This is a genomic window from Streptomyces graminofaciens (assembly GCF_030294945.1).
In the GTDB taxonomy this organism is placed as follows: Bacteria; Actinomycetota; Actinomycetes; order Streptomycetales; family Streptomycetaceae; genus Streptomyces; species Streptomyces graminofaciens.
Map to the genome: position 1 here is coordinate 7952648 of NZ_AP018448.1, position 17177 is coordinate 7969824.

A 17177-nucleotide genomic window follows, 5' to 3' on the forward strand; every position below is an offset into this window, starting at 1 on the left:
CCACGCGCGTGTGCGAGCCATGCCCCGCAGTCACCCGGACGGCCTCCGGCCGACCCGCGCGCACAAGGGAACTAGTGTCTCCCGCCTGGCGTTGACCAGTACGGGAGGGTCCACTGAGAAGTGGAGTCAACAGCAGCAGAAGCAAAGGGTTCCCCTGCCGCACGACTTGGAGGGCGTACCGTGCACCGCCGGCACAACGGGCTCAGGACCGCCGTACTCCTCGGGGGACTGTCCGCACTCATCATCGTCATAGGAAGCTTCTTCGGCCGTACGGGCCTGATCATCGCCGTCTTCGTCGCACTCGGCACGAACGCGTACGCGTACTGGAACAGCGACAAGCTCGCTCTACGCGCGATGCGCGCCCGCCCGGTGAGTGAATTCGAGGCCCCGGCGCTGTACCGCATGGTCCGTGAGCTCTCCACCCAGGCCCGCCAGCCCATGCCCCGCCTGTACATCTCCCCGACGGACGCGCCCAACGCGTTCGCGACGGGCCGCAACCCGCGCAACGCGGCCGTGTGCTGCACGGACGGCATCCTGCGGCTGCTCGACGAGCGCGAGCTGCGCGGCGTCATCGGCCACGAACTGAGCCACGTCTACAACCGGGACATCCTGATCTCGTCGGTCGCCGGCGCGCTCGCCTCGGTGATCATGTTCCTGGTCAACTTCGCCTGGCTGATCCCGATCGGCCGCTCGGACGACGACGATGGCCCCGGCCTCCTCGGTCTGCTGCTGATCATGATCCTGGGACCGCTCGCCGCGAGCCTCATCCAGCTCGCGATCAGCCGTTCCCGGGAGTACGAGGCGGACGCCTCGGGCGCCCACCTCACCGGCGACCCCCTGGCCCTCGCCAGCGCCCTGCGCAAGCTCGAGGCAGGCACGAAGCAGCTCCCCCTGCCCCCGGAGCCCCGTATCGAGACCGCGAGCCACATGATGATCGCGAACCCCTTTCGCCCAGGCCAGGGGCTGTCCAAAATGTTCTCCACACACCCGCCGATGGCAGAACGCATCGCCCGGCTCGAAAAGATGGCAGGTCGTCACCAGTGAAGACCATTCTCAACATCATCTGGCTCATCCTGAGCGGTTTCTGGCTCTTCCTCGGCTACCTGCTCGCGGGTGTGCTGCTGTGCATCACCATCATCGGCATTCCGTTCGGCGTCGCGTCGTTCAGGATCGGCATCTATGCCCTTTGGCCCTTCGGGTACACCACGATCGAACGCCGTGACGCGGGCGCGCCCTCCTGCCTCGGCAACATCCTGTGGTTCGTCCTGGCCGGCTGGTGGCTCGCGCTGACCCATATCTTCACGGGCCTCGCCCTGTGCCTCACGATCATCGGCATCCCGTTCGGCATCGCCAACTTCAAGCTCGTCCCGCTCTCGCTGCTGCCCCTGGGCCGCGAGATCGTCTCTACGGACCAGCCGTTCGCCGGACGCTGGTAGGCGCCTGTGTGTGTTGGGGGGAGGGACAGCCGAAGTACGCCCTGCTGTCGTAGGACTGGGAAGCCGAGTTCAACGGCGAGGACATCGACCCGCCATTGCGGAGCGCACCACGTTCGACACCGCCTTGACCAACCGGCACTTGTCCAAGCTCGACGCGGCCGCGGCGCCACCTACCACCTCGACGGCCGCCATCACCGACGACCAGGCCTTCTTTGCGCCCTCGGCGAGGCTGTGAACGGCCCCGGCGTCTAGGGCGTGTTTTGAAAGTCCCGTCTGCCCCGCGACGCCTGGCACGGCACCTCGCCGCGTTGTCGGGGTCGTCCGCGTACGCCCAGTACGCGGACGACCCTCCGCCCTGCGATGCACCGCCCCGCACCAGACGCCGCGGGCCCCGCCCTCCAGGCGAACGACGCTACTTTCGAAACACGCCCTGGTTCGGCCGCTGCCCGACCCGGGCCCGCAACGCCGGCGGCTTCGGCGCCACCTGGCCCTTCACCCTGGCCTGGCACGACGCCCATGTCGCCCGCGAGTGCCTGGGCCTCACACCACTCATCGGTCCCCGCCCGGAAACCTTCGAGGAACTCCGCGCTTTCCTAGCGGAGAGCCGTATCCAGGTCCACCTCGACTGAGCGCCCGCTCACTTATCCACAGCCCGCCCGATTGTTAGTGCCACCCTGCATCATGAATCCATGACCGAGATCGAGCAGTTGCTGGAGAGGGTGGCGGAGGAGGCCCGCAACACCCGCCCGTGGGGCTGGACTTCACTCCCCTCGCCCGTGACCACGGCCGCGCTCGCCAGGGCCGAGGCGACGCTGGGCTTCGCCCTGCCGCCGCTGCTCGCCGCCCTCTATCTACGGATAGGGGACGGTGGATTCGGCCCCGACGCCGGCCTGTGGCCCCTGCTCGACAGCCCGTTCGCCGACGGGCCCGCCGCCGTCCCGCAATATCTCGCGAACCGCGAGAGCGGCCCTGAGGACACCAATTGGCCCTGGCCCGAAGGCGTCCTACCCATAGCGTATTGCTGCTGTGGAGCGTGCGTGTGCGTGGACTGCACCACGCCGGAGGGCACCGTCCTGTTCTTCGAGGCGAACGCCAACGGAGCAGACCAGGCCTGGTACGTGGAAGAGCCAGGCCTCGCTGAATGGCTTCGCACCTGGCTCGACGACACCAGCGGGTACGACGACGCGGGCGGGGTGAAGGAACTGGTCTCCTGGCCCGACTTCCGAATACGCACGGCGGCTGCACAGGCCGAGTGAGCGTGCCCGCTCACGGCTTGCTCGACGGCTCCCGGCGCCCATCCCACCACCGCCGTACGCCGTACGCGACTGCTCCGACACCCAGTACGGCCGCGCCCACGGCCACCGACACCGCAGGCAGCGCGAAAGCCAGGGTCACGCATCCGACGAGCCCGACCACCGGTACGCCCCGGGAAACCGGTGCCGGGCTCAACGTCCAGGCGGAAGCGTTGGCGACCGCGTAGTACGCGAGCACACCGAAGGAGGAGAAGCCGATCGCGCCCCGGACGTCGACCGTGGCGGCCAGCACGGTGACCACGGCGCCGACGGCCAGCTCGGCCCGGTGCGGCACCTGGAAGCGGGGGTGCACGGCGGCCAGGGCGCCCGGCAGATGCCGATCCCTGGACATGGCGAGCGTCGTGCGCGAGACACCCAGAATCAGCGCCAACAGCGACCCGAGCGCGGCCACGGCGGCGCCCACCCGTACCACGGGCACCAGCCCCGGCACCCCGGCCGCCCGTACCGCCTCGGCCAGCGGAGCCGAGGCCTGCCCCAGCCCACCGGAACCGAGCACGGAAAGGACCGCGACAGCGACAGCGACGTACACGACCAACGCGATGCCCAGCGCGAGAGGGATCGCGCGCGGAATGGTGCGCGCCGGATCCCGTACCTCCTCGCCGAGGGTCGCGATCCGCGCGTACCCGGCGAACGCGAAGAACAGCAGACCGGCCGCCTGAAGCACCCCGCCCACGCCCCCGGACGCCCCGATGCCCAGCCGCCCGGCATCGGACGCGCCGGACCCCAGACACACGACGACCACGGAAGCGAGGACCGCCAGCACCACAGCCACGATCACACGGGTCAGCCAGGCCGACTTCTGGACGCCGCCGTGGTTCACGGCGGTCAGCGCCACCACGGCGGCCACCGCCACGGCGTGCGCCTGCTCCGGCCAGACGTACGCGCCGACGGTGAGCGCCATCGCCGCGCACGAGGCCGTCTTGCCGACGACGAACGACCACCCGGCCAGATATCCCCAGAAGGCGCCGAGCCGCTCACGCCCGTACACATACGTGCCGCCCGAGGCGGGATACACGGCGGCCAGGCGTGCCGACGACAGGGCGTTGCAGTACGCGACCACGGCGGCGACGCCGAGACCGAGCAGCAGCCCGGACCCGGCGGCGCGTGCCGCGGGGCCCAGCGCCGCGAAGATGCCCGCACCGACCATCGACCCGAGACCGATGACCACCGCGTCCCCGACCCCGAGCGTGCGGCGCAGTGGGGCGTCCGAACCGGGTTGTGTCATGCGCCGCACCCTACTGATCAGCGCAACCGGCGGACGTCACGGAGGCGTCCTCCACGACAACAAGACAAGAAGTACGCACGCGCCACGGCCCGGCCGCGGCGGAAAACGCAGTGCGAGCACGGGTATGCACAGCTCAGGTGCGGCTTAGGTACAGCAGGGAAGGGCAGGTTCACGGCATGAGCATCATCGGCTGGATCGTTCTGGGGCTGCTGGCCGGCGCCATCGCCAAGTTCCTGCTGCCGGGCCGCGACCCGGGCGGCTTCATCGGCACCACCCTCATCGGCATCGTGGGCGCCTTCATCGGCGGCTGGATATCCGCCCGCTGGCTGGACCACCCCATCACCGAGCAGTTCTACGACGGCGCCACCTGGGCCGCGGCGATCGGCGGCTCCCTGGTCCTGCTGATCGCCTACCGCATCCTGTTCGGCCACTCCCGTCGCTGAGCGGTTGCCCGCCACCGCGACCCGCGGACACCAGGCGAGAAGGGCAGGCACCGCGGCCGAAACCGGGTGCCCGCTCTTCCTCGCACAACGAGCCTGCCCATGGGCGAGCCCTGGCGATGACGGACTACTGCCGACGGCTCACCGGTAGTTGACGAACTGCACCGCGAAGTCGAAGTCCTTGCCCTTGAGGAGGGCGATCACGGCCTGCAGGTCGTCGCGGCTCTTGGAGCTGACCCGGAGCTCGTCGCCCTGCACCTGGGCCTTGATGCCCTTCGGACCCTCGTCGCGAATGATCTTCGCCACCTTCTTGGCGTTCTCCTGGGAGATGCCCTCCTCGATCGAGGCGAAGATCTTGTACTCCTTGCCGGACAGCTGGGGCTCACCCGCGTCCAGGGACTTCAGGGAGATCCCGCGCTTGATCAGCTTGGACTGGAAGACGTCGAGGATGGCCTTCACACGGTCCTCGGAGTTCGCCTCCATCAGGATCTTCTCGCCGGACCACGAGATCGAGGCGCCGACGCCCTTGAAGTCGTAGCGCTGCGAGATCTCCTTGGCGGCCTGGTTGAGGGCGTTGTCGACCTCCTGCCGCTCGACCTTCGAGACGATGTCGAAACTGGAGTCGGCCATGTCCTGTGGCTCCTTGTATCGGGGTATCGGGGTGTGTCGGGGTTCCAGCGGCTGCGTACGGGGGACGTACTGGCGCGCGTGGAAGACGACCGCAGAGCCCGGCATTGGTCCCGGGCCGCATCGGGCAAGCCTAGCCACCCAGCCCCCTCCGGGTGCTGATCAATCCGGTGGCGAAGCACCCCCGAGCATCAGGTATCGTTTACGTCGTCGCCACGGAGCGCCGCCGAAAAGCGGTTCGAAGGACGACAAATCCCAGGCGGTGTGCCCGAGTGGCCAATGGGAGCGGACTGTAAATCCGTCGGCTTAGCCTACCCAGGTTCGAATCCTGGCGCCGCCACGTGGATAGAGGCGCCCTCTGAACTGCGGAAACGCAGCTCAGGGGGCGCCTTTGCGTGAGGCGCGAGCGGGGTGGACTGTCTCGCCCTGTCTCGGCGTTTCCCGCTCTCTACCAGTGGTTCTGGACGGGGCGTGGACGGGAATTTCGGCCCCGACCAGGGCTGACGGGGGCGGCGGGCTGTCAGTCCCCCAGACGGGCGGAGATCTTCGCGTTGGCGGCATCCTCCCCGCCCCGGAGGAACTTGGCGTACACCCGGAAGAGGACGGCCACGCTGTGCCCAGCACGGGCGGCAACGATCTGGGGTTCCACTCCCGCGCTGAGCCACGTGGACACGGCCGTGTGTCGAAGATCATATGGCCGCTTGGCAAGCTTCGAGGCCCACTCCTGCGGGGTCAGCACCTCTTGCCGAGCGGCTGCCCAGACCTCGCCGTAGCCGCTCTCCTGCACCATGCCGCCGCGAGCGGTACGGAACAGTCGGCCGTCGGGCGCGACTCCGTGGGCGGTGATGTGCCAGCGGAGGAGCGCGACCAGCCGGGGCGGGATGGGGACCGGTCGAACGGCCTTGCGGGAACGGTGCTTGAGCCCCTTCCTATCGTGAGCCTCACCCGAGTCGGTCCACGGTCGGCCGGCTCGCGGACGGCTTTCGCGGAGCATGATCCTGCCCCACCCACGACGGGGCAGGTGTACGTCTGACTCCAGCAGGCCGACCGTTTCGCCGGGGCGCGCCGCTGAGTAGAGGATGCAGCCGAAGAACGCTTCCAGGTGGCGACCGCGAGCCCCTTGCGCGCGCACGCCGGCCAAGAGTCGTTCCGCCATCTCCGGATCAGGGACGCACTCGGGGTCGACTTCCTCGTCTACCTTCTCGGGCGCCTTCCACTGGAGTGTGTGCATGGGGTTCTCTGCCAGCATCTCGGCGTCGACCGCGTAGCCCAGAGCCTGATGGAAGATCGCTCGCTTCCTGGCGATCACGGAACCTGCGGAAGTCTTGCCGTCCATCCGCTTGGTGCAGGCATTCAACGCCCGGCGGACCAGCATCTTCTCCGAGAGAGCCGAGACGGGAAGCGACTTGCGCTCAAACCACGCCAGAACCTCCTTCACGTCCGGCGGGGGTTCCTCGTCCCACCGCTTGACGTTGAAGGCCCAGCTATAGAGCGCACGTCGCACGAGACGGTGATCCGCCATGCCCCTCGTGTCCTTCACGATGATGGGGGTCACGGTCGCCATGGCTTCGGCGAGGTTCTTGCGGGTGGTCGCCGGGGAGTGGTCCCACTTCATCTCGATGTAGTCCCGAGCGTGCTGGTACCAGGGGAGGTCTTTCTCCTTCTGGACCATCGACTTCGGCAAACCGCTCTCAACGTCGAACGGTTCGCCCTCGCGCGTCGCCGTGACGAGCTGGGCTCGCCTGCTCTCGGCGAGCCCGGAGGTGAGGAACGATTCCGAGTGCGGGCGGGTGCCGACCTGCCAGCGGAGCTGATAGGGCTTGCGGTACGGCCGCTTGCGGATTGCCCAGATCCGCACGGTGTAGCTCCACTCGGTCACGCGACCTCCAGATCGTTGAGAAAGGCGTCGAGGACGCTTCGGCGCATGCGCAGGTGACCGTTTGGCAGGCGTCGAACTTCCGGTGCGTAGCCACGGTCACGCCAGCGGTAATAGGTGGCGCGGCTTATGCCGATTTCGTCGAGTGCGTCGGTCAGCGGGACCCACGGATCAGCAGGGGCGTGGCGCCGACGGGAAGCGGCAGTCATGGTGAGATCTCCTGGGGAGCTGAAGCGTGCAGGAGTACGGGGCCCTTGGCCCCCCTCTGGGAAGTCCGCTACATGCGCCACGGCTGCTACGTCGCAGGTCAGAGCCTGTTTTTGGTGTAGCGGCTTGCCGGGGTGTAGCGGATGGGTCCGCTACACCTCTGGGGGCTGTAGCGGTTGTGGGGTGTCTGTAGCGGGGGCGTAGCGGGTTACATGGGTAACAGCCGCTACGCCGTTTCCGCTGGTCAGGTGGGGTCTACGCGGTGTCTGTGGCGGGTGTAGCGGATTCCGTCGCCATGGGGCAGTAGCGCTGCCAGGCGTCGTGGAGGTCGGCGGCGTAGTAGCCCTTGACCACACCGGCGCCGGTACGGATGTTCCGTGCCTTGATCGGGGCGTTGTCGGCGGTGACGTACTCCCCGAGCCGTTTGGCGAGTTGCCGCGAGTCGAGGGGCTTGCCTCCCATGTCGGCCCAGGGTGCTTCGTCCATGGCGTTGAGTGCGGCGAGGATCTGGGCGGTGGGCATCCGGTCGGCGCCGTTGAACACGACGTCGCGCAGGTCGGTCAGGAGTCGGATGCCCAGGGACGCCTTGTCGCCGGCGGTGGCGGCTGCGACCAGTTCGACGCACGCTTCGCGGGCGCGCTGGGGCCAGTGGCCGCCGGCGGCGTCGGCGATGGCGAGGAGGGGTTCCCATACGTCGGCGGGCCGGTCGGAGACGCCGTCGGGCATCTCGGGGTAGGCGCCTTCCAGGTCGGTTCGTACCGTGTCCGCCCATGCGGCGATGCGGTCGCGCAGCGCGTGGCCTTGCGGTTCGTGGATGCGGCTGCGGAAGGCTTCCACGGTCTCGTTGGGGGCCCGGCGGCGCATGCGGATGATGACGGAGCGGGTGAGGATCGTGTCGGGGAGCCAGCCGAGCCCGGCGACGGCGACGGCGGCGTACGACGGGAAGGCCTGGACGGTTTGTTGGCCGCCGTCTCCGACGCACCGGTAGGAGACGCCGGTTCGGCGGTGGCCGGCGTTGAGCAGACCGCGTAGTTCCTCGTTGTCCTTGGCCTTGGGGCCGAAGACGGTGTCGATCTCGTCGAAGAGGATCGTGGGCCGCCCGGACTCCATCCCGGAGACCGCGCGGAACAGTGCGGCGGGGGAGGCGTTGACGGCCACCATCGGCTGTGGAACGAGCGTGCCGCAGATCTCCAGCCCGCGAGTCTTGCCCGATCCCGGTTCCGGCGAGAGGAACGCCAGACGGGGCGTGGACTCGAACGCGTCCAGCAGGTGGGTGTGGGCGTTCCACAGCACGACGGCGACGTAGGCGGCTTCGGTGGGAAAGGCGTTGAAGCGTCGGTGGAACGCTTCGACCTCGTCGAGTAGGGCCGCGCCGTCGATGGTCGGCGCGGTCGTGGGCTCGGTCATGCGGCGGCCCTCTCTTCCTGAGGGTTGCGGAGCGGGCAGGTGTCGCGGTGGGCGGGGTGGGCCTCGGAAAGGGCTGAAAGGACGGCCTTGCGGCCGTCGTCCTTCGTGCCACGGCCGGAGCCGGTGTCGGGCACCGGTGGGCGCGGACTGCTGGCTTCTGGGGCGGGAGGCTTTTCAGGGGCGGGGTGTTGGGGGTTCACGCGGCCTCCCTGGGACGGGCGGTGCGAATAGCCCAGTCCAGGGCGCTGCGGATGGTGGCCCGGCACTCGGTCGCCGGCAGTCCGGCCGCCTCCCCCGCCCCCTGAAAAGCCTCCTCCACCCGTTCTCGGGTGATCTCGCCCCATGCGACGAAGCGGCCCAGGGCGCGGGCGCCTGCCAACAGGCGGTTGTTCCGCCCGCCCTCCTTCGTGTCCCAGACGGCCGCCGTCTCACGTTCCAGGGCGGCCTCCGCCCGGCGGGTCCCCTGGCCGGGAATCAGGAGTGGGGCGGGCCCGGTGGCGGGTCGTGGCGCTTCGACCAGCAGCGCGGTGAGCCAGCGTGGCAGTGGGGCCATGGGGGTGTTGTCGGTGACCTCGTACGTGCCTTCGGGGGTGGTGCTGCCGGGGGCGACGACGTAGCCGCCCCAGGCGCGGGTGTCGATGTGTGCGCCGAGCCGGTTGACGCTGCTCTTCAACTGCCCGCCGGTCGGGGCGGTGAAGTACAGGTGGCAGCCCCCGCTGGGAGTCCGCACCCGGTAGGTGGCCGGGAGGGTCTCGCCGGCGCGCTCGCAGAGCGCCTGCAAAGAAGCGGCGCCGTCAGGCGTTCCTTCTTCCTCTTCCGGCTTGCAGACATCGAGATCGATGACGAGGAGACCGGCCGGTCCGGTGGCGATCCCCACGTTGTACGGCCGCTGCACCCATGCGGCCTGGATGAGGTCGGGGGCGGTGGTGGCGCGTTGCTCGGGGGTGCGGTGGCCGTCCGCGCAGCGTCCCGTGCCGGGGCAGGAACGCTCGGGGTGCCCGGCTGGCCGCTTGGTGCCGGGATGCAGCGGGATGACGGGCCAGCCGCGCTCTGCGGAGCACAGCGCGGCGGCGAGCAGGTGCAGGTGGCTCAGGTCGATCGTGGGCAGGTCGAGCATGTTGGGGAGCGGGACGCTGCTCATGCCGCACGTCATACGGCTGTGCCTCCGTCCGTCCACAGGCTGAGGACGCGGTCGTTGAGGGCGTCACCGGCGGCGGTGATGGCGGTCTTGTCGCCGGTGCGGACGGCGTCGAGCAGGGCGGCGAACTCCGGGGTGGGGCCGGGGTCCTGGAGGTTGTTCAACTGGCGTGTCATGGCTCGCAGCAGGGACCAGGTGGCGTACCGGTCGAGGTACAGGAGCTGCTCGGTCAGTTCGAGCGGTTCGCCCACGGTGACCACGGTGAGGATCATGCTTCCGTCGGAGCGCGGCTCGATGCTGGTGCTGACGACCCGTTCGGTTCCTTCGGGCAGTCGCGGGTGGATGTGGCGGTCGGTCATGCTGGAGGTCTCCAGTTCCTTGATGGGTGCTGGCTGACAAGGGCGGCCCCGGTTCTTTGGCGAGATGCGGGGGCCGCCCTTGGCGCAGCTAGAACGGGGGTTCGTCGCCGGACTGCGAACCCGTCGGGGTGGCGGTCCTGGACCAGGGGTCGTCACCGGCCGGGCCGGACTGCGTAGCGCGCTTGGCGTTGATCTGGACGGTGGTGAAGCGGACGGATGCGCCGATGTCGTCGATCTCGACGGCGAGCATGGAGCGCTTCTCGCCCTCGGGGGTTGTCCAGTCGTGCTGTCGCATCCGGCCGGACGCGACCACACGCGAGCCCTTCCCGAGACTCTCGGCGACGTGCTCGGCGAGGGTGCGCCAGGCGGCGCAGCGGTAGAAGGCGGTGGTGCCGTCCTTCCACTGGTTCGACGTGCGGTCGAAGCTGCGCGGGGTGACGGCGACGGTGAACTTCGCCAGTGCGGCGCCGCCCTCGGTGAACTTCAGCTCGGGGTCGTCGGTCAGGTTGCCGACGAGGGTGACGGGGGTCTCTCCGAACGACATGAACGGTCCTTTCGGGTCAGTGCTTGGTGCGGGTGAGTCGGAGGGTGATGCCGCCGACGCCGATGGGTCCGGCGGCGGTGGCGATGACGGTGACGGCGTGGGCGGTGGCGTCCAGCAGCGCGCACACGGCGACGACCAGCCCCCAGCCACCGAGGCCGGCGGCACCGGCGACGGCGAGCGGAACCAGCACGCGCCGCCACGGGATGCCGGTGTGGGTGGCGGGGTGGACGACGATGACGACGGGGGTTCCGGTGGCTGTTGCTCGGTTCCAGTCGTCGGCGGGTATGTGCGGGGCGAGGTGTCCGGGCGGATCGCGGTGAGCCATGGGGGCACTCCCTTCGGAACGGCCGCGGGCCCGCGCCACAGATGTGGTGCGGGCCCGTGCGGATTGGGTGTCAGGGTCAGGTGTCAGGGGGTGTCACGCCGGGGCGTCACGCGTTTCTGACACCGGGTTTGCCTAAGGGTTTGGGTGTCAGACGGCCCTGACAGTGTCAGGCGTCAGACGGGTGTCAGGCGGCCACCGGGGCGGGGACGATGCGCCACCGCCCGGTGGCGTTCGTGGCCTCCAACCGGCCCGCCATGGCGGCTTCCTTCAGCCTCTCGGAGACCCACGGGCGGGAGAGGCTGTGGCGGTCGCACCAGTCCGTGAAGTCCTTCGGACCGACGACCATCTGTCCCGCGGCCTCAAACTCCGCGAGCGCGTCCGCGAACAGCCGGCGCGCTTCCTCCGGTGACGGCTTGCGGCCGGAGTTCCGTCCGAAGATCGGGGCGTCGTCGCCCTCCTGCGACTCGGGGAGTTCGGCTTCGGGGTCGATGTGCTCGTCCTCGGGGTCGACCAGCGGCCCGTACCCGGTCTCGTCCACGTCGTCGTCCTCCATGGCGGCGTGCCCGGCGGGGCCGTGGCTGGGGGCGGTGCGGCCGGTGTAGGCGTTTCCGGCGACGCTGGAGGCGGCGCCGGCGGTGATGGGGTCGGCTACCGCGCCGTTGCGCTGGGCCCAGTCGGCGAGGACTTCCATCAGGGAGACCGCGTCGGGGGCGAATCCCCAGGTGCGGCCCGGTGATGCGTAGCGGGTCTCGTCGATGCCGGGGGTGACGAGGTAGCAGTAGCCGGGGCGGCGGTTGCCCCAGGCGCCGGGGTGGGCGCCCGCGTCCAGCACGGTGTCCGGCAGGGAGAACGACTCGTCGCGCGGGTCGCAGCCGAGCGCGATCACGGACGGCAGGGACGCGCGGGTGCTGGTGGACATCTGGTCGAAGGACGGCCGCTGAAGCGACACGATCAGGGAGACGCCGGCGGAGCGGGCTTCCTGAGCGATGCCGGTGAAGGCGTTGTCCCCGATGTTCCGCAGGGTGCTCGCGGCCTCCTCCATCCACGTCACCAGGTAGGGCATGCCCGCGCAGCCGCAGGCCCGGCCGTCCGTGCGGCAGGTGTGTGCGGGGTCGTTCTGGACTTCGGCAGCCGCGGGGACCCATTGCCGGTAGTTGTGCTGGCCCAGCCAGCGCGTGCGGGCGGGGATGACGGCCTTGATGGCCTCCACCATGACCTCGGTCGGGGTGCCGCCCTCGGCCGCCCAGTCGATGCCGGGCAGTAGTGGCCGGAAGTCCTGGAACATCTTCGGGTCGGACAGCCACAGCAGGACGTCCCGGCGGGACAGGATCTCCGTCTGGAGGTTGAGGGCGGTCTCGCCCTTGCCGGACCCGGTCCCGCCCGCGACCAGTACGTGGGTGCCGTTGCGGCCTGCTTTCGGGTCACCTGGCAGCCACAGGTACATGGGGGAGCCGTCGTCGTAGCGGCCGATCACCAGCGGATCGGCGATCGAGCCGCCCAGGTTCGACGGGCCCTCCCAGTACGCGGCCTGAGCGAGCATGTCCTCAGGGACGATGACCAGTTCCCCGCGCCGAGAAGAGCCGGGGTCGGGCTGGTAGCGCACGGCCGAGGTGGGCAGGTCCAGCGCTGACGCGATCCGGCCCAAAGCCTTGGACACGTCCTCGTTGGTCTGCTCACCGGCCTCCACCGCGAGCGGGGCGGTGACCCGGTTGGGCTCCACCGTGGCGTTGCCGATCTGCGCCCGCGCCAGCCCCACCTTCTCCAGCAGGCCCTTGTCCGAACTCTGGCCGGCCGGGTCGTCGTTGCGGCGAAGGATCATCCGGATGTTCCACGACAGCGCCAGCACCGGAGCGCCGATCAGGTACATGTCGGGCAGCGGCCCGGCAGCCGGGCCCGCGAGGCAGGCGGCGGTGGTCCAGGCGGACGCGGCCGCCACGGTGATCGCGGAGTGAAGGCGCCGCTGCTGGGTGGTGGACTTGCCCATCCACCACGTCGCCCCGGTCAGCGCGACAGAGGCGAGGGTCAGACCGACCCCGGCCGCCGCGCTCTGCTCCCACTGGAGACTGCCCAGCCCGCCCGCGATACCGATGCCGGCGGCGGCCACCCACGGCGGCAGGTGCGGCATCGCCCGGTGCAGGAGGTAGGCCCCGATGGAGCCGCCACCATGGGACTCACCGGGGAGGAGACCGGGGCCGGTGTATTCGGCGACCATGCCGTTGTCGAGGAAGTCGGTGTGCCGCACACGACGGCCGTTACTGTTCCTTGCCATGGGTCAGCCTCCTTACTGCTGGTCCCAGTTCATGACCGGGGCCTGAGGGCGCCGGGCACGGTGACGGACACGGTTGATCTCTTCCTCGAACTCCTGCTGGAACGTGGCGTAGCAGGCGGCGGCGTTCTTCGCCGCGCTGCGCAGGTCATCGGCGGCCCGGTTCATCTTCCGGGCCACCTTCGCCGCGCGGATGCGGGAGCCGAACGCCCGCCCTTCCGGGTCGGGCACGGCCGCGAGGACGCCTTTGAGGATCTCGGTGCCCATGGCGACCTCGATGGACAGCGTCACGGCCGCCGCCCGCAGGGTGTTGCAGTAGTGCCGCACCATCGCCGGGGAGCTGAAGTCCGGGGCGGGGAGCAGGGCTTCGGCGTGCGGGCGGCGCCCGTTCGCAGCAGCCGCGCGCTTGTTGTTGTTCACGGTGACGTTGATCGGCGGGACGATCGAGCCGCCGAGCGCGCCGACGAACCCGCCGGCGGCGGCCCCGGCGTTGGCGAACTTGTTGCCTTTGTTGCTGCCCCCGGTATTGGCGTTGGTGGGCGGCCGGTACGGCTGCTGAGCCTGCTGATTCCGGAAGTTGTGGACCCGGTTCGAGCTTCCGTTGCTTGCCATCTGTCTGTTCTCCTCGGGTCAGCGGGACGGGCGGACGAAGAACCACGTGGTCTGCGCGGCAATCAGGACCAGCAGCCACAGCAGCGGCAGCGGCCCCGCCAGCGGGCCGAACCCGGCGGCCAGCGCCACCCACACGGCGGCAAGCGTGGCGAGCACCGTCAGACCGATACGCCAGCCGAGCGCCGCGCCGGACGCGGGGCGGCGGCGCTGCATGACCAGCACCCACAGCGTCGGAGCGAGCGCGGCGGGGGCGAGCACGAGACCGGACCACCACGCGCTCACGTGCAGGACACCGGTCAGGGCGAACACGAAGACGGCCAGGCCGACCGGGGCCAGACCGCGCCGTCCGGCCCACAGCGCGCGACCGAGGAAGCCGAGCGCTTCGCGGGTCAGGGAGGGGCGTTCGGGGACGACGATCACGAATGGGGCAGAGCGGCGCCCGCGCCGGCGCGGTATCTGGACGGTGTGGACGCCCGCGGCCGTCTTCGCGACGCGGGCACGGGTACGGCTGGACACAGCCAAAACTCCTTGATCGGAGGGACAGTTGGGATGCTGTGCGGTGCGAAGAGGAAGGCTCACCGGGTCTGCGCGCCGGGTCTGCGAACGTGCCGCTCGCCGGGGCTCACCGGGTCTGCTTCACTGGTGCGGTCGACTGCTCCGGCAGTCGCAACGAAGGCCAGCCCAATTGCCCTGGGCTGGCCTTCATTGGTGGTGCCGGAACGCTGGTCAGGTGCCGGATTCCTCATGGGACATCAGCGAGCCCCACGCCCGGCGAACCCGCCCTTCCCCGCCGACGAACCCGCCCTCGCGGAAGCCGGTCACGGCCTGGCGGTAGGACAGCGGCGGGTCGTCGGAGTAGCGCAGGTGCCGCAGGACGACCACGAGCTGTTGGTCCGTCAGCGGCTCCCCCGGCACCGGCACGGGCACCCCGGCGACGGCCGCGATTTCGTCGAGGGTCACGGGGGGTGTGACGGGGTCCGTCACGGGCGTGACGGGCTCCGAGGGAACGGTCTCGAACACGGGCGTGACCTGCGTGTCTTCCGGAGTCACACCGGGCGTGACGCCCGTGACGCCCGGACCCTCGATCGCGGCCGGCTCGGAGGTGTCCGTCACGGCGAGGGCGGGGAGTGTGACGGGGAGGTCGAACATGCCCGCAAGGGCCGCGTCCGCACCGGCCGTCATCCGCTCACGCTGAACGCCGACCAGGTGCGCCCCAAGCAGAGCGTCACCCGCACCGACCTTCTCGGCGAGTTTCCACGACTCCAGCTGCGACGCTGCGCGTGCCTTCTCCTCCGGGTGGTTCGCCGCGCGGGCCCGGTGGTAGGCGAGCTTCTGCATGACCTCGGCGTTGCGGCGCTGCGCTTCGGCATCCACGCCGGTGCGGTAGATCACGATCCGACGGGCCAGCAGGCCTAGAGCCTCAGCAGAGGCGGACATGGCAATCGGCGTGACGGCAAAGATCACCTTGTCACGGGTCGACTCGGCAACCGCGATGCCGGTCAGGGAGGCCACCGCCGGCAGCACCCACAACCCCATCCGTACGGCCGCCGGGGAGGACTGCCCCAATGCGGTCAGGCCGACCAGGGTCAGGGCCAGGACCAGCGTCGCGCCCTCGCCGGCCGCGACCACACCGAGCGCGGTGGCCGACCGGTGGAACACGGACGTGATGTTGGTGTAAGTACCCCACGCACCGACACCGCCGAAGCCGACCATCGGCACCGCGGCGGCACTGAGCAGGATGATCTGGCCCCTGGTCAGGGCCCTTTCCGGGGGACGCTCCATCTCTCACTCCTTCAAGGGAAGTTGCCGCCCGACCGGGCTGGTCAGGCAGCGGCTGTCTGGTCGTCGGGGTAGGCACAGGGGACGCACACCCCGAGCGAGGTGGGGATGACGTATTCGGCCTCGGTGAGGCACTGCGGGCAGGTACGGCGAGCGCGCATCGCGCAATCCAGCGCCCGGCGCTTCGCCGCGGTCATCGGCCGCACCGGCTTGGCCTTGTCGACCTGGTAGAGGTAGGCGACCAGCGGGCCGCGCCGGTAGCGCGGGCGGAGGATCTGGGCCACGACCGGCTGACCGCCGGGGCGCAGACCCTGGGCCCGTAACTGCCGTTTCGTCGCCAGCCCGTCCGGCGCACAGCGCCACGGGTAGGTGGGTATGCCGTACCGGGCGCCGTTTGGGTCGAAGCACTTGCCCCACGCCGCCATCAGACCGACACCCCGACCGGCACCGGCGCCTGCACGTCGCCGTAGCCGATCAACTCCAGCACGGCGCCCGCGTACTCGACGTGCGCCTTCAGCACCCGCGTACGGCCGTCGCTCTGCTCGCGGTACGCCACGTCGTCTGGAGCGATACCCAGGGCATCCCGCCATGCCTCGAAGTCGGCCAGGTCGTGGTGGAACCTCAGGACCAGCCGGTCTGGGTAGATGGTCGACACGTCGATCTCCGGCGCGGGCAGATGCCCGAAGTCCACGGCCAGCAGCCGCAGCACGCGCAGCGGCACGGCCAGGCCGTCCAGCGTCAGACCCTCGCTCATGCCACACCCCCCAGAGCGAGCAGGGCCGCCAGGATGAGCAGAGCGCCGCCGGCATAGGTCAGGTCGATCGCGCGGCGCAGGAAGGTGAACTTGACCACCGCCAGCCGGGACAGTCCCGCAATGTCGGCAGCAAGGTCATCCGAGACGGCGGCGGGAATCTCCACCGGCGCCAGCGTGGCCCACAGCACGAAGCCGTGCCGCCCGCGAAGGTTCGGCCGGACCGACCGCAGCAACAGCCCGGCCGCGACGACCAGCACAGCCGTACCGAGCCCGCCCACCGCGTACGCGGGAAGGTTCAGGGGCAGGTCTCGGGCGACCGACCAACCGCCGGCGAGCAACGCGCCGACGAACGCCAGCAGCAGACCGGCCTTGGTGTCGGTCCGCGCGATCTCCGCCTTCACCTCAGCGTGCGCGGCCATCAGGACCTGTCCGGGGACGCTCATGCCGCGGCCCCCCGGTGTACCGGACGGCGGCGGGCGGGGCGGACCAGCGGGACCACGTCGAACAGCTCGGGGTGGTCGTCGACGACCCGCGCGGCCAGGCGGACCAGGTCGTCGGGGAGGCTGGCGAACTCGGGGTCGGCGAGGATGTCACGGGCCGCGTCCAGCCGGGCCGCGCGCTCCTCCTCCGTCTCGCCCTCCACCCCGAGCCACAGCTCAACCGGGGTGCCCAGCGCCAGTTCCGCGAACTCCGCCGCGGTGACGGCCTCACGGCCGGCAACGAGGTACTTCATGGAGATCTCTCCTCACAGTGGAACGGCCCGAACGCGCCCCGGAGGTGCCTCTACGGGGCGCGCGGCCGTGGAAAGGAACCGCACAGGAAAGCGGTGCGGGTGGGACTGTCGAAAGTCCTCATCAAACGGGCAGGAC

General features: G+C 70.1%; 21 protein-coding genes and 1 tRNA gene. 5 read left to right on the forward strand and 17 right to left on the reverse strand.

Going from position 1 to position 17177, the window contains the following annotated elements; genetic code table 11:
• Window positions 1-180: 180 nt before the first annotated feature.
• From htpX to SGFS_RS34915, 3 genes are all read left to right on the forward strand, one after another.
• Window positions 181-1044 (forward strand): zinc metalloprotease HtpX, encoded by an 864-nt coding sequence (gene htpX / locus SGFS_RS34905; protein ID WP_286256171.1) that lies wholly within the window; start codon window positions 181-183, stop codon window positions 1042-1044.
• A complete protein-coding gene (locus SGFS_RS34910; protein WP_286256172.1) occupies window positions 1041-1436 on the forward strand; it encodes a YccF domain-containing protein in 396 nt (131 codons plus the stop codon). The genes htpX and SGFS_RS34910 overlap by 4 nt, the downstream gene beginning before the upstream one ends.
• Before the next feature lie 689 nt (window positions 1437-2125).
• Window positions 2126-2692, forward strand: a complete 567-nt coding sequence (locus SGFS_RS34915; RefSeq protein WP_286256173.1) for an SMI1/KNR4 family protein — start codon at window positions 2126-2128, stop codon at window positions 2690-2692.
• Between the two features lie 10 nt (window positions 2693-2702).
• On the opposite strand, the gene SGFS_RS34920 is transcribed toward SGFS_RS34915, so the two are convergent.
• Window positions 2703-3974 carry an APC family permease gene (locus tag SGFS_RS34920; protein ID WP_286256174.1) on the reverse strand — a complete coding sequence of 424 codons (1272 nt, stop codon included), beginning with the start codon at window positions 3972-3974 and terminating at the stop codon, window positions 2703-2705.
• Between the two features lie 176 nt (window positions 3975-4150).
• Here SGFS_RS34920 and SGFS_RS34925 point away from each other — a divergent pair, with 176 nt between their 5' ends.
• Complete coding sequence (locus tag SGFS_RS34925) at window positions 4151-4417, forward strand: GlsB/YeaQ/YmgE family stress response membrane protein (RefSeq protein WP_286256175.1); 267 nt, start codon at window positions 4151-4153, stop codon at window positions 4415-4417.
• 138 nt (window positions 4418-4555) lie between these two features.
• Here the strand turns inward: SGFS_RS34925 and SGFS_RS34930 are convergent, their stop codons facing one another.
• Entirely contained in the window at window positions 4556-5044 is a 489-nt protein-coding gene (locus SGFS_RS34930; RefSeq protein WP_286256176.1) for a YajQ family cyclic di-GMP-binding protein, read from the reverse strand.
• A gap of 255 nt (window positions 5045-5299) precedes the next feature.
• Between SGFS_RS34930 and SGFS_RS34935 the strand changes: the two genes are divergently transcribed.
• Window positions 5300-5381 (forward strand) — tRNA-Tyr (locus tag SGFS_RS34935).
• Between the two features lie 180 nt (window positions 5382-5561).
• On the opposite strand, the gene SGFS_RS34940 is transcribed toward SGFS_RS34935, so the two are convergent.
• The 15 genes from SGFS_RS34940 to SGFS_RS35010 form a co-directional block, all read right to left on the reverse strand.
• Complete coding sequence (locus tag SGFS_RS34940; RefSeq protein WP_286256177.1) at window positions 5562-6920, reverse strand: tyrosine-type recombinase/integrase; 1359 nt, start codon at window positions 6918-6920, stop codon at window positions 5562-5564.
• Window positions 6917-7126: a helix-turn-helix transcriptional regulator gene (locus SGFS_RS34945; RefSeq protein ID WP_286256178.1), complete on the reverse strand. Its 210-nt coding sequence runs from the start codon at window positions 7124-7126 to the stop codon at window positions 6917-6919. The genes SGFS_RS34940 and SGFS_RS34945 overlap by 4 nt, the downstream gene beginning before the upstream one ends.
• A gap of 253 nt (window positions 7127-7379) precedes the next feature.
• Complete coding sequence (locus tag SGFS_RS34950; protein WP_286256179.1) at window positions 7380-8531, reverse strand: DUF3631 domain-containing protein; 1152 nt, start codon at window positions 8529-8531, stop codon at window positions 7380-7382.
• A 196-nt stretch (window positions 8532-8727) separates the two neighbouring features.
• Window positions 8728-9648: a bifunctional DNA primase/polymerase gene (locus SGFS_RS34955; protein WP_286260222.1), complete on the reverse strand. Its 921-nt coding sequence runs from the start codon at window positions 9646-9648 to the stop codon at window positions 8728-8730.
• Between the two features lie 32 nt (window positions 9649-9680).
• Entirely contained in the window at window positions 9681-10028 is a 348-nt protein-coding gene (locus tag SGFS_RS34960; protein WP_286256180.1) for a hypothetical protein, read from the reverse strand.
• Between the two features lie 88 nt (window positions 10029-10116).
• Window positions 10117-10572 (reverse strand): single-stranded DNA-binding protein, encoded by a 456-nt coding sequence (gene ssb, locus SGFS_RS34965; RefSeq protein WP_286256181.1) that lies wholly within the window; start codon window positions 10570-10572, stop codon window positions 10117-10119.
• Window positions 10573-10588: 16 nt separating this feature from the next.
• Window positions 10589-10897 carry a hypothetical protein gene (locus SGFS_RS34970; RefSeq protein ID WP_286256182.1) on the reverse strand — a complete coding sequence of 103 codons (309 nt, stop codon included), beginning with the start codon at window positions 10895-10897 and terminating at the stop codon, window positions 10589-10591.
• A 184-nt stretch (window positions 10898-11081) separates the two neighbouring features.
• A complete protein-coding gene (traB, locus tag SGFS_RS34975; protein ID WP_286260225.1) occupies window positions 11082-13109 on the reverse strand; it encodes a plasmid transfer protein TraB in 2028 nt (675 codons plus the stop codon).
• Window positions 13110-13178: 69 nt separating this feature from the next.
• On the reverse strand, window positions 13179-13775 hold the full coding sequence (traA, locus tag SGFS_RS34980; RefSeq protein ID WP_286256183.1) for a plasmid transfer protein TraA: 597 nt from the start codon (window positions 13773-13775) through the stop codon (window positions 13179-13181).
• A gap of 18 nt (window positions 13776-13793) precedes the next feature.
• Window positions 13794-14291: a hypothetical protein gene (locus SGFS_RS34985; protein WP_286256184.1), complete on the reverse strand. Its 498-nt coding sequence runs from the start codon at window positions 14289-14291 to the stop codon at window positions 13794-13796.
• Window positions 14292-14501: 210 nt separating this feature from the next.
• Window positions 14502-15557, reverse strand: coding sequence for a hypothetical protein (locus tag SGFS_RS34990; RefSeq protein WP_286256185.1), 1056 nt, complete (start codon window positions 15555-15557; stop codon window positions 14502-14504).
• 41 nt (window positions 15558-15598) lie between these two features.
• Window positions 15599-15979 (reverse strand): RRQRL motif-containing zinc-binding protein, encoded by a 381-nt coding sequence (locus SGFS_RS34995; RefSeq protein ID WP_286256186.1) that lies wholly within the window; start codon window positions 15977-15979, stop codon window positions 15599-15601.
• Window positions 15979-16308 carry a hypothetical protein gene (locus SGFS_RS35000; protein WP_286256187.1) on the reverse strand — a complete coding sequence of 110 codons (330 nt, stop codon included), beginning with the start codon at window positions 16306-16308 and terminating at the stop codon, window positions 15979-15981. The genes SGFS_RS34995 and SGFS_RS35000 overlap by 1 nt, the downstream gene beginning before the upstream one ends.
• Entirely contained in the window at window positions 16305-16751 is a 447-nt protein-coding gene (locus SGFS_RS35005) for a Pycsar system effector family protein (RefSeq protein WP_286256188.1), read from the reverse strand. Before SGFS_RS35005 ends, SGFS_RS35000 begins: the two co-directional genes overlap by 4 nt.
• A complete protein-coding gene (locus SGFS_RS35010) occupies window positions 16748-17041 on the reverse strand; it encodes a hypothetical protein (RefSeq protein WP_286256189.1) in 294 nt (97 codons plus the stop codon). Before SGFS_RS35010 ends, SGFS_RS35005 begins: the two co-directional genes overlap by 4 nt.
• Window positions 17042-17177: the final 136 nt, after the last annotated feature.

Excerpts from the sequence above, each read along its gene's own strand:
- SGFS_RS35010 (WP_286256189.1), bottom strand. The coding sequence starts at position 17,041 with ATGAAGTACCTCGTTGCCGGCCGTGAGGCCGTCACCGCGGCGGAGTTC.
- SGFS_RS34930 (WP_286256176.1), bottom strand. The coding sequence starts at position 5,044 with ATGGCCGACTCCAGTTTCGACATCGTCTCGAAGGTCGAGCGGCAGGAG.
- SGFS_RS34990 (WP_286256185.1), bottom strand. The coding sequence starts at position 15,557 with ATGGAGCGTCCCCCGGAAAGGGCCCTGACCAGGGGCCAGATCATCCTG.
- SGFS_RS34925 (WP_286256175.1), top strand. The coding sequence starts at position 4,151 with ATGAGCATCATCGGCTGGATCGTTCTGGGGCTGCTGGCCGGCGCCATC.
- SGFS_RS34920 (WP_286256174.1), bottom strand. The coding sequence starts at position 3,974 with ATGACACAACCCGGTTCGGACGCCCCACTGCGCCGCACGCTCGGGGTC.
- traB (WP_286260225.1), bottom strand. The coding sequence starts at position 13,109 with ATGGTCGCCGAATACACCGGCCCCGGTCTCCTCCCCGGTGAGTCCCAT.
- SGFS_RS34950 (WP_286256179.1), bottom strand. The coding sequence starts at position 8,531 with ATGACCGAGCCCACGACCGCGCCGACCATCGACGGCGCGGCCCTACTC.
- SGFS_RS34955 (WP_286260222.1), bottom strand. The coding sequence starts at position 9,648 with ATGCTCGACCTGCCCACGATCGACCTGAGCCACCTGCACCTGCTCGCC.
- SGFS_RS34945 (WP_286256178.1), bottom strand. The coding sequence starts at position 7,126 with ATGACTGCCGCTTCCCGTCGGCGCCACGCCCCTGCTGATCCGTGGGTC.
- SGFS_RS34960 (WP_286256180.1), bottom strand. The coding sequence starts at position 10,028 with ATGACCGACCGCCACATCCACCCGCGACTGCCCGAAGGAACCGAACGG.
- SGFS_RS34995 (WP_286256186.1), bottom strand. The coding sequence starts at position 15,979 with ATGGCGGCGTGGGGCAAGTGCTTCGACCCAAACGGCGCCCGGTACGGC.
- ssb (WP_286256181.1), bottom strand. The coding sequence starts at position 10,572 with ATGTCGTTCGGAGAGACCCCCGTCACCCTCGTCGGCAACCTGACCGAC.
- SGFS_RS35005 (WP_286256188.1), bottom strand. The coding sequence starts at position 16,751 with ATGAGCGTCCCCGGACAGGTCCTGATGGCCGCGCACGCTGAGGTGAAG.
- SGFS_RS34970 (WP_286256182.1), bottom strand. The coding sequence starts at position 10,897 with ATGGCTCACCGCGATCCGCCCGGACACCTCGCCCCGCACATACCCGCC.
- SGFS_RS35000 (WP_286256187.1), bottom strand. The coding sequence starts at position 16,308 with ATGAGCGAGGGTCTGACGCTGGACGGCCTGGCCGTGCCGCTGCGCGTG.
- SGFS_RS34915 (WP_286256173.1), top strand. The coding sequence starts at position 2,126 with ATGACCGAGATCGAGCAGTTGCTGGAGAGGGTGGCGGAGGAGGCCCGC.
- traA (WP_286256183.1), bottom strand. The coding sequence starts at position 13,775 with ATGGCAAGCAACGGAAGCTCGAACCGGGTCCACAACTTCCGGAATCAG.